At 68.4% G+C, this 9,857-nt stretch carries 9 protein-coding genes; 6 read left to right on the top strand and 3 right to left on the bottom strand.

Translation table 11 applies throughout. The features are described from left to right. Positions 1–600 precede the first annotated feature (600 nt). On the top strand, positions 601–2,604 hold the full coding sequence (gene pdeR / locus DPV74_RS35060; RefSeq protein WP_060171402.1) for a cyclic di-GMP phosphodiesterase: 2,004 nt from the start codon (positions 601–603) through the stop codon (positions 2,602–2,604). A 45-nt stretch (positions 2,605–2,649) separates the two neighbouring features. Here the strand turns inward: pdeR and DPV74_RS35055 are convergent, their stop codons facing one another. Then, entirely contained in the window at positions 2,650–3,513 is an 864-nt protein-coding gene (locus tag DPV74_RS35055; RefSeq protein ID WP_021161677.1) for a crotonase/enoyl-CoA hydratase family protein, read from the bottom strand. A 480-nt stretch (positions 3,514–3,993) separates the two neighbouring features. Between DPV74_RS35055 and DPV74_RS42195 the strand changes: the two genes are divergently transcribed. Continuing rightward, entirely contained in the window at positions 3,994–4,545 is a 552-nt protein-coding gene (locus tag DPV74_RS42195; RefSeq protein WP_374709012.1) for a hypothetical protein, read from the top strand. A gap of 24 nt (positions 4,546–4,569) precedes the next feature. Then, positions 4,570–4,989 carry a hypothetical protein gene (locus DPV74_RS42190; RefSeq protein ID WP_374709011.1) on the top strand — a complete coding sequence of 140 codons (420 nt, stop codon included), beginning with the start codon at positions 4,570–4,572 and terminating at the stop codon, positions 4,987–4,989. On the opposite strand, the gene DPV74_RS35045 is transcribed toward DPV74_RS42190, so the two are convergent. Beyond that, positions 4,977–5,135 (bottom strand): hypothetical protein, encoded by a 159-nt coding sequence (locus tag DPV74_RS35045; RefSeq protein ID WP_021161679.1) that lies wholly within the window; start codon positions 5,133–5,135, stop codon positions 4,977–4,979. The two genes, DPV74_RS42190 and DPV74_RS35045, sit on opposite strands and share 13 nt — an antisense overlap. 198 nt (positions 5,136–5,333) lie before the next feature. Between DPV74_RS35045 and DPV74_RS35040 the strand changes: the two genes are divergently transcribed. Both DPV74_RS35040 and DPV74_RS35035 read left to right on the top strand, forming a co-directional pair. Further along, positions 5,334–7,220 (top strand): DUF3857 domain-containing transglutaminase family protein, encoded by a 1,887-nt coding sequence (locus DPV74_RS35040; RefSeq protein WP_119338863.1) that lies wholly within the window; start codon positions 5,334–5,336, stop codon positions 7,218–7,220. Between the two features lie 63 nt (positions 7,221–7,283). Further along, complete coding sequence (locus DPV74_RS35035) at positions 7,284–7,451, top strand: hypothetical protein (RefSeq protein ID WP_021161681.1); 168 nt, start codon at positions 7,284–7,286, stop codon at positions 7,449–7,451. Positions 7,452–7,552: 101 nt separating this feature from the next. Here the strand turns inward: DPV74_RS35035 and DPV74_RS35030 are convergent, their stop codons facing one another. After that, the gene (locus DPV74_RS35030) at positions 7,553–8,602 is read right to left on the bottom strand and encodes an AraC family transcriptional regulator (RefSeq protein WP_119338860.1); all 1,050 of its coding nucleotides are present in this window, start codon (positions 8,600–8,602) and stop codon (positions 7,553–7,555) included. A gap of 70 nt (positions 8,603–8,672) precedes the next feature. Between DPV74_RS35030 and DPV74_RS35025 the strand changes: the two genes are divergently transcribed. Continuing rightward, positions 8,673–9,857: MFS transporter (locus tag DPV74_RS35025; protein WP_119338862.1), on the top strand; the 1,185-nt coding region annotated here is incomplete at its 3' end.

Here is a 9,857-nt window from a genome sequence, read left to right as displayed (position 1 = left end):
GGCGGGCTGAGCCGGGCGACCGGCGTGGGCGACCGGCGTGGGCGACCGGCGCGGGAACCCCGCGCCGGCGCGCGGATAACATTGCAACGGACTGTGGAATAAAGCCGTGCATTAATGCCCGAACGGAATCAAAAAATACGGGAAACCGGATCGCAGGAACGCGATCCGACCCTGTCGCCACGATCCCGCCGCATCGCTGTCCCCGTATTCCGAAATCGGCCGCAAACGCCCGCCCGGTGGGGCGTTCAGCCTGTCGCGCCAGACTCGTTGCGCACCGTCGCACCCGCGTTCAGGCAGGCTGCCAATCATGAAAAATCCGGCTTGCCAATCGAGTCCCAATTCCTTGACACTCCGCTCTAAATGTGAGTGCCATTCTCGATCGTCATTTGATAAGATGGCTCTCATCATTCGTTAGGCACAACCTGCGCGCATCATGCGCGAACGCCGGGTCGCATTAGCTGGAAACAAGTACGGGACGAGGCCCATCATCACGGCAACCACGGTTGCCCTTCCGGGAGCGCGCGCTGCGCGGCCCGGAAGGGCAGTCGGCCGACTCGCCTCCGTCTACACTGTGCGTTTTTTCTGGATCGGGGCGTCTCCATGGATGACGAAAACGATAGCGCGGTGCTCGAGGCGCACGTCGGTACGCGCAGCCCCTGCTGGCGTCTCGGCAGCGACAGCAATGCACTCGAACTGGCGGCCGTCCGCGGGCTGACCAACGTCGCCGTCGCGCTGACGGCCGAACAGGCCGCGAGCATCCGCGCGCTGACCGGCGTCACGTCGCACCTCGTGCTCGACATCGCGCTGTTCGGCGAACCGGTCAGGCTCCATCTCGTCGGCCGGAAGGTCGACACGAGCAACTGGGCCGGCACCGCCTCCGCCTATTCCGATGCCGAGTCCGTCGCGATCGATCTCGCGCACGGGCTCGCGTTCGCCGAGCAGGTCGTGTCGGAGGTGAACTCGCTCGTCGTGATCCTCGACCGCAACGGGATGGTGCAGCGCTTCAACCGCCTGTGCGAGGAAGTGACGGGCAAGCGCGAGGTCGACGTGATCGGCCGCAGCGCGTTCGAGCTGTTCATGAGCCCGGAGCAGGGCGCGCAGTCGCGCAGCAACATCACCGGCTTTTTCGCGAGCAACCAGTCGTTCGCGGTCGAGCGCTACATCAATACGGTCAACGGGCCGCGCCTGTTCCAGTTCCGCAACAAGTTCGTCCAGAGCGGCAGCGGGGTCGACGAGCAGTTCCTGATCTGCTCGGGCATCGACATCACCGAGGAGCGCAGCGCGCAGCAGCGGCTCACCGAACTCGCGAACACCGACGTGCTCACCGGGCTGCCGAACCGCCATGCGATCAGCGAGCGCATCCACGCGGCGATCGCCGCCGAAACCGCCGCGACGCGCGGGCAGGTCGGCATCCTGTTCCTCGATCTCGACAACTTCAAGCGCGTCAACGATCACTACGGGCACATCACCGGCGACCGGCTGCTGCAGGACGTGTCGGCGATCATCAGCGGCTGCCTGCCGTCCGGCGCGACGCTCGCGCGGCTCGGCGGCGACGAATTCCTCGTGCTGTTCGAGCACGGCACGCGGCCGCTGCTCGAAGCGACCGCGCAGATCATTCTCGAGCGGCTGCGCACGCCGATCCATCTCGGGCTGATGGAGGTCTACACGAGCTGCTCGATCGGCATCGCGATGCATCCGCAGCACGGCGACTCGCTCGAGACGCTGATCCGCAGCGCGGATACCGCGATGTACGTCGCGAAGGAAGAGGGCAAGCATACGTACCGCGTGTTCTCGCTGGAGATGAACCAGAAGGTCGCGAAGTACATGTGGCTCGACACGAACCTGCGCAAGGCGCTCGAAGAGGAGCAGTTCGTGCTGCACTACCAGCCGGTCGTCGATATCGCGACCGGCGACGTGCATGGCGTCGAGGCGCTGATCCGCTGGCAGTCGCCCGATCGCGGGCTCGTCGCGCCGATCGAATTCATCCGCTTCGCGGAGGAGTCGGGCCTGATCGCGCCGCTCGGGCGCTGGGTGATGCGCACCGCGGCCGCGCAGGCCGCCGCGTGGAAGGCGAAGGGGCTCGGTATCCGGATCGCGGTGAACGTGTCCGCGCGGCAGTTGCAGGACATGAACATCGTGCACCAGATGGCGTCGATCCTCGACGCCGCGGGGCTGAAGCCCGGCCTGCTCGACATCGAACTGACCGAGAGCTGCTTCATCGAGGACGAGGATGCGGCCAACGGGCTGATGCGGCAGTTCCGCCAGCTCGGCGCGGAGATCCATCTCGACGATTTCGGCACCGGCTATTCGTCGCTGTCGCAGTTGTCGCGCCTGCCGCTCGACGCGATCAAGCTCGACCGCAGCTTCATCACGGCCATCGACCGCAATCCGCGCTCGCAGGCGCTGGTGCGCTCGGTCGTGTCGCTCGCGAAGGCGCTGAATTTCGTGGTGATCGCCGAAGGTGTCGAAACGCATGCGGAAGCCGAATTCCTCAAGCAGCTCGACGTCGATCACGCGCAGGGCTACTACTACGCGCGCCCGATGCCGGCACAGGCATTCGAGGCGTGGCTCGCGGAGACGAGAAAGCTCAGGCTGATCGCCTGAGCTCCGTTCATGAAAGGGCGCCGCCCGCAAGCGGCGCCCGTCGCACTACACCGTGCGCAGCTTCGACACGCGCCGGTTCTGCAGCATCACGAGGCGTTCCATGTACGCGAGATCCTTCGGCTCGATCGTGAACGCCGCATGCACCCATGCTTCCGTGATGTCCATCAGCTCGGAGCGCGACAGCTGGAACACCCGCTCGCGTGCGCGCAGCATCGCGCGCACGCCGTTCAGCTTCGGCTTCGTCACGTCGATGAAGGTACGCGTCGCGAGATACGCGTCACCCGCGTCGAACGTCTGGTCGATCAGGCCGCGATCCTCGTACCACTCGGATGCGTGCGCTTCGCCGGTCGCGATCAGCTGCTCCGCGAGGCCCCGATCGGCCTTGCGCGCGACGAGCGAATAGCCGCCCATGCCCGGGAACAGGTTGAACGCGATCTCGGGGAACCCGAGCTTCACGCCCTTCTGCGCGAGCACGTAGTGATGCGCGAGCGCGGCCTCGAAGCCGCCGCCGAGCGCGCTGCCCTCGACCATCGCGATCGAGATCGCCCCGGTGCCGAAGCCCGTGTAGATCTCGTACACGCCGTCGATGCACGAGCGCGCGTAGGCCATCAGCAGGTCGCGCTTGCCGCTGCGGATCGCGTCGACGAAGAAGCTCAGGTCGCCGCCGACGTTGAACAGCTCGGGGACGAGCGAGCCCGTCACCCAGAAGTCGAACGGCAGGCCCGAGTCGCGTGCGACGCGTGCGAGATGGATGATGTCGGTTACGAGTTGCTGGTTGAAGCACGGCCGCGGCTCCGATCGCAGCATCATCCACATGACATTGCGTCCTTCTTCGTAAAAGGCAGTCAGTTGCGTGAGTTCGCCGGCTTCATAAAACGGGCGGCACGCGGGATGGGATTGGAGTTGCATGGTATGTCCTCGAGAGATGTGGTTTTTGAAGACCGTCGCGCCCGGTGCCGAGCGGGAGACGGGTTTCCCGCAGGGCGCCGGGCGCGAGGCATCGCCATTGTTGCGCGCGCACAAAAGTCGAATTGCGGGGAACAACGCACGAACAGGACGCAGGTGCCGGTCGCGCCGGGGCGTGCGGGGAAAGTGGCGGCGAGCGGGGCGGGCCGGTATCGGGCGGTACGACGTGTGGGGCCGGCTGGCGCGGGAAGGCGGCCGGCAAGATCGCCGTGAAGGTCGCCGGGGCAGGTTCGTCGTGTTGCGCGAGTGCGTGCAGGTGGACGATCCGGCGCGTGGCTGCCGGCGTCGTTCGTTTACACGCCGAAAGCGGTGCCGGGCCGCCGGGGGGCCCCTGTGGAAGATGTGGACTGGCGCCGCACCAGTGCGTCGATCAGTCTTGAAGGATCACGCAGCGCGTGGCACCGGGCGTTCCGGGAGGGGACCATGACCGCCTTCCGGAAGGTGCGGCAATTGCTCGTCGGCAGGCCGCTCGCCCCCCTCGATCCGCGCACGCGGCATGCGATCGCCGTGACGCCGCTGCCGGCCTGGGGCGGGCTCGGCGCCGACGGCCTGTCGTCGTCGTGCTACGGCTCGGAGGAGGCATTCCTCGCGCTGGCGCACTGCACGCCGCTCGCATTGTTCCTCGCACTCGCGACGGCGGTCATCGTGTTCATCATCTCGCTCGGCTGCGACCAGGTGATCGCGCTGTTTCCGACGGGCGGCGGCTACTGCGTCGCGACGTCGCTGCTCGCGACGAGCGCGGTGATCGCGCTGTGCTTCACGATCAACCGCCGCTACGCGTATACGCGCACGCAGCTCGCCAAGGAGGACGAACTGTTCTCGGGCAAGCCGCCCGAAGTCGACGAGGCGACCGCGCCGGGCAGGCCCGATCCGTCGCAACCACCGGCCGTGCTGCTGGTCGGCAAGCATCGCGGCGCGAGCATGCGCGTGCTGCTGTGGGTTACCGGCTGTTTCCCGGGCACTTCCGCAACGTGATCTTCCTCGCGGTCGGCGAGGTCGATGCGAAGGCATACGACGGGCACGAACATCTCGAACGGCTGCGTCACGCGATCACCGAAGCTCGGCAACGATGTCGCGCATTGCCGTCGCAGCGGCATCGCGGCCGACTACCGGATCGCGTTCGGCACGAACCCCGTCGCCGAATTCATGAACCTCGCGTCGTCGACGCTCGACGAGCACTCGAACATCGTGTGCTTCGCGAGTAAGCTGATCTTCCGTCGCTTGAATTGCCTCACGGCCTGGCTGCACAACCAGACGCCTGTCGAGTTGCAGGCGTGCCTGCACGTCGACGGCAAGCAGACGGTGCTGCTGCCGATGAACGTCGGTCAGCGGGACGGGCAGCCGCGTTGCACACCCGCGTGGACGCGACGCGGCAAGCGCCGCCGGCGACTGCCCCTTGGCGGCCGTCAGGGCCGATGATGCCGATGCGGACGGTTCGGCCGCCGCAGCAGCGGATGATGGAATCTGGCTCGCGCGCGGTCGCGCCCCGGTCGCTTGAAGAAGAACAGCGCGGCGAGTGCGGCGAATGCCAGCAGGACGACGCCTTCCACGATTGCGCTTTCCATGGTGCCTCCCGGCCGCGCGCGATGACACATCGATGACTCATTGTAGGTCGGCCTGCGCCGGCTTGACGCGTGCGGACGCGTCGCCCACACTGGCCAGCACGAGGGCCGCGCGCGTGACCTTGCCCGCCGCGCGGCCGCGTTTTCCGAACCGCGACGAGGTGCGATGTGGTGCGCTTTTCTGTCGGCCTGGCCGGCTGGATGTTGGCATGTGCCGTTGCGCTCGGCGCATCGCATGCGGCCGGTGCGAGCCCGGGCGCGAACCTGGCCGCCGACGCGCCGCAAGACACGGCCGGCACGGCGCCCGTCACGCTCGTCAGCGACGTCCATGAATTCGTGATCCAGCACGACGGTTCGCTCGACGAGTACGACGATTCGACGCTGCGCGCGAACAACGCGAACGGCATCGATGCCGTCGCGCAGCGCTACGTGTGGTTCGACAAGAATCTCGAGAAGGTGGACCTGCTCGCGGCCGAGACGATCGACCGCGACGGTGTCGCGCATCCGGTCGGCGTGGACGGCATCCGCGACGTGCAGGAACCGCGCTCGGCCGGTGCGCCGACGTTCCAGGACGGGCTGTTGCGCACCGTCGTGTTTCCCGGCGTCGAAGCCGGGTCGAGCACGCGCGTGGCGTTCCGCAAGACCCGCACGAAGCCCGTCAACCGCGGCTACTTCGGCTACACCGTGGAGCCGTCGCGCGAGCCGGTCGACAACCAGCGGCTGATCTTCGACCTGCCGGCCGACATGCCGCTGTACGCGGATGCGCGCGGCTACGTCGCGCTGCCGCCGGTCACGGCGAACGGCCGCACGCGCTACGAGTTCGACTACCGGCACGGCCCGTACGACCGCATCGAGAACGGCGCGGTCGGTTACGCGACCTACGGCGACCGGCTCGTCGTGTCGACGCTGCCCGACTATGCGGCGTTCGCTGCGCGCTACCGCAACGCGGCCGTCGATCCGGGCACGGACGATCCGGCCGTGACGCAACTGGCGCGCACGCTGACCGCGGGCGCCGCCGATCCGCGCGACAAGGCGCGCATCCTGTACGACTGGGTGCAGGCGAACGTGCGCTACGTCGGGCTGTTTCTCGGCGAAACGGCTGCCGCGCCGCATCGCGTCACCGACATCCTGCGCAACCGCTACGGCGACTGCAAGGATCATGTCGCGCTGTTCGGTGCGCTGCTCGCGGCGGTCGGCATCCGCAGCGAACCGGTGCTGATCAACCTCGGGTCCGTCTACACGCTGCCGTCGGTGCCCGGTTACGGCGGCGGGGCGATCAATCACGCGATCACGTGGCTGCCCGACCTCGCCCGCTTTGCGGATACGACGACGTCCGGCATCGCGTTCGGCTATCTGCCGCCCATCGTGATGGATCGCCCCGCGCTGCTCGTCGATTCGGGCGTGCTGTCGCGCACCCCGGCCACGCAGCCGCGCGGCCGCGTCGCGCGCGTCGAAATCGATGCGGCCGGGCCGGGCGCTGCGCAGTTTCACGCGTACATCGAGGATGACGGCTGGACGGCCGAACTCGAACGCAACCTGTTTCGCCGCGCGACACCCGATGCCATCGTCCAGCTCGCGAACAACCGTCTGCGGCAAAGCGGCTTGCGCGGCCGCGCGCAACTGTCGACCAGCGACCGGCGCGTGACCGACGGGCCGTTCGACGTGACGCTCTCCGGCACGCTCGATCATTTCGTATGGCCCGATGGCACGACCGCGTTGCCCGCGCTGTCGAGCCTGACGGGCGGCATCGCGACGCAGGTCGAGAGCTGGCTGGCCGAACCCGTGCGCACGCAGCCGTGGGGCTGTATCGGCGGCACGTTCGACGAGACCGGCCAGATCGCGCTGCCGGCCGACGTCGCGGTGACCGACCTGCCGGCCGATACGGCGGTGCACGACCGCTTCGTCGACTTCACGTCGCATTACGTATTCGATGCGGTCGCGCATGTCGTGCAGGTCTCGCGGCGGATGACGGCGGATTTCGGCCGCCAGGTGTGTACGCCGGATGAATTCACGGCGTTGCGCGCGTCGCTCGAACGCATCGAGCGCGACACGCAGGCGCAGATCGTCGTGCGGGCGAAAGGGCGCTGAACGTCGATCGGGCAGGGGATGTGAGCGCGTGGAGACCATCGGTCAACGCGCAGGAGGGACATCATGACGGAACGGGATCACGAGATCGCCGATCTCTCGAAGGAATTGCTGGGCCGGATCGTGCAAGGCACCGTTGCCGGCGGCGCGGTGGTGGATGCGGAGCAGTGCGCGGCGCTGGCCGTGCAGTGCGCGACGGCGCTGGTCGACAGGCTGGAAGCGCGCAGCGGCTGAGCGCGGCAATCACGCGTGGCGGCGATTCGGGCGACGGCTGGCTGCTGCCGGCGGCCGCGGCCGGCATCACGCGCGATACATGGCGCATGACACGTCGCGCCTTACGCTTCGACGCGCGCCTCGCCGTCCGCGCGCACGGCGCCCGGCGGCTTGCCCACCACGCGCTTGAACGCACGGCTGAACGCGGCGAGCGAGCCGTAGCCGAGCCGGTACGCGACGGCCTCGATCGTCTCGTGGTCGCGCGTGATCCATTGCGCGGCGAACCGCATCCGCAGCTCGGTCAGGTAGCGCACGGGCGTCATCCCGGTGGCCGCGAGAAAGCGTTCGGCGAACACCGAACGTGACACGCCCGCTTCGGTGGCGAGTTCCGCCACGCTCCAGTTGCGGCCCGGATCGCGATGCAGCGCGACGATCGCGCGGCCGAGCTTCGGTTCGCGCAGCGCCTGCACCCAGCCCGTCGCGTCGCCGCAGCCGCATTCGACCCAGCCGCGCACGATGAACGCCGCGACCACGTCCGCGAGCCGCGCGAGGATGCCGGCGAAGCCCGCGCGCGCCGAGCAGGATTCGCGCTCCATCGCATCGAGCATCGGGCGGATTTCCGGGTAGCGCGCGAGCAGCGTGCCGACGTGCATGAACTCGGGCATCGTGCCGACGAGCGGCTGCATGCCGCCGAGATCGAGCTCCATGCACGCGCTGAAGATCAGCGCGTCGCCGGCACCCGGCTCGGTCGTCGCGCAGCTTGCCGGCGACGCGCCCGCCGATGCCACCGACGCGACCGTATCGCAGATCTTCGCGACCTCGAAGCCGTTGATCTCGCGGCACGGCGCATCGGGGTCGGAGACCAGCGCGTGCATGCCGCCGTGCGGCAGCAGGATCGCGTCGCCGGCTTCGAGCCGCATCGTCTCGCCGTTCGCGTCGCGCAGCAGCACGGGCCCGCGCCCGACGAAATGGAACTGCGCGCGGCCCGGCGCATCGCCGAAACTCAGCCCGAACGGCCGCGCCACCTGGATGCGGCGGTACTGGACGCCGCTCAGGCGCATCCCCAGCAGCAGTTCGCTGACGAGGTCGTGTACGTCGGACGCGGGGGAAGACAAGGGCTCGGACATGGCGAGATTCGGACGATCGATCAACAAGAGCGGATTGTATGTCATAGACCGTCCTGCCGTGGTTCCTTACGATACGCCGTCATCGGTATTTTCCCTAAACGACACGGAACGACGCATGAATCCCGGAATTTCCTCTGTCGCCGCGACGGCGGCCCCCCGCGAACCGGCCTGGGGCGCGGTATTTGCGATGGCGCTCGGCGTGTTCGGGCTCGTCACCGCCGAATTCCTGCCCGCGAGCCTGCTGACGCCGATGGCCGAGAGTCTCGGCGTGACCGAAGGCGTCGCCGGGCAGGCCGTCACGGCCACCGCGACGGTGGCGCTCGTCACGAGCCTCCTGATCTCGGCGGTGACGCGCACGATCGACCGGCGGCGCGTGCTGCTCGCGTTTTCGGTGTTGCTGGTCGCGTCGAATCTCGCGGTCGCGTTCGCGACCAGCCTGACGATGCTGCTGATCGGCCGCGTCGTGCTCGGCGTCGCGCTGGGCGGCTTCTGGACGATGGCGACGGCCACCACGATGCGGCTCGTGCCGACGGCGATGGTGCCGCGTGCGCTGTCGATCATCTTCAGCGGCGTGGCGGTCGCGACGATCGCGTCCGCGCCGATGGGCAGCTACTTCGGCCACCTGATCGGCTGGCGCAACGTGTTCCTGATCGCGGGCGCGCTCGGCGGCATCGCGTTCGTGTCGCAGCTCGTCACGCTGCCGTCGCTGCCGCCGAGCGGCACGACGCGGCTGCGGACGCTGATCGACGTGCTGCGCCGGCCGACCGTCGGCCTCGGGATGTTCGCGACGATCCTCGTGTTCACCGGGCATTTCGCGTTCTTCACGTATCTGCGGCCGTTCCTCGAACAGGTCGCGGGCGTCGGCGTGAACGGCCTGTCGGCGATCCTGCTCGGCTACGGTATCGCCAACTTCGTCGGTACGTCGCTCGCGGGCCGCGTGCTCGAACACCGGCTGCGGCCGATGCTGATCGCGATGCCCGCGCTGATGGTCGTGCTCGCCGTCGCGCTCGTCGCGCTCGGCCGCGCGCCGATGATCGATGCGGTGCTCGTCGCGCTGTGGGGGATGGCCTTCGGCGGCGTGCCGGTCGCGTGGTCGACCTGGGTCACGCGCACCGTGCCCGATGAAGCCGAAAGTGCGGGCGGGCTGATCGTCGCGGCGATCCAGCTTGCCATCGCGACGGGGGCGGCGGCCGGTGGCGTCGTGTTCGACGCGAACGGCGCGGCTGGCGTGTTCGTGGGCGCGGCCGTCGTGCTGGCCGTCGCGGTCGCGGCGATCGTGACGGGCGTGCCGAAGCGGGTC

The sequence above is a fragment of the Burkholderia sp. HAN2018 genome (assembly GCF_024704855.1).
Classification (GTDB): domain Bacteria; phylum Pseudomonadota; class Gammaproteobacteria; order Burkholderiales; family Burkholderiaceae; genus Burkholderia; species Burkholderia cepacia.
The sequence above is the reverse complement of the archived record's forward strand: the minus strand, read 5'-3'. Positions and strand labels throughout refer to the sequence as shown.

Bases quoted from the DNA above. Each gene is read 5' to 3' on its own strand.
- pdeR (WP_060171402.1), top strand. From the start codon at position 601: ATGGATGACGAAAACGATAGCGCGGTGCTCGAGGCGCACGTCGGTACG.
- DPV74_RS35055 (WP_021161677.1), bottom strand. From the start codon at position 3,513: ATGCAACTCCAATCCCATCCCGCGTGCCGCCCGTTTTATGAAGCCGGC.
- DPV74_RS42195 (WP_374709012.1), top strand. From the start codon at position 3,994: ATGACCGCCTTCCGGAAGGTGCGGCAATTGCTCGTCGGCAGGCCGCTC.
- DPV74_RS42190 (WP_374709011.1), top strand. From the start codon at position 4,570: ATGCGAAGGCATACGACGGGCACGAACATCTCGAACGGCTGCGTCACG.
- DPV74_RS35045 (WP_021161679.1), bottom strand. From the start codon at position 5,135: ATGGAAAGCGCAATCGTGGAAGGCGTCGTCCTGCTGGCATTCGCCGCA.
- DPV74_RS35040 (WP_119338863.1), top strand. From the start codon at position 5,334: ATGTTGGCATGTGCCGTTGCGCTCGGCGCATCGCATGCGGCCGGTGCG.
- DPV74_RS35035 (WP_021161681.1), top strand. From the start codon at position 7,284: ATGACGGAACGGGATCACGAGATCGCCGATCTCTCGAAGGAATTGCTG.
- DPV74_RS35030 (WP_119338860.1), bottom strand. From the start codon at position 8,602: ATGACATACAATCCGCTCTTGTTGATCGATCGTCCGAATCTCGCCATG.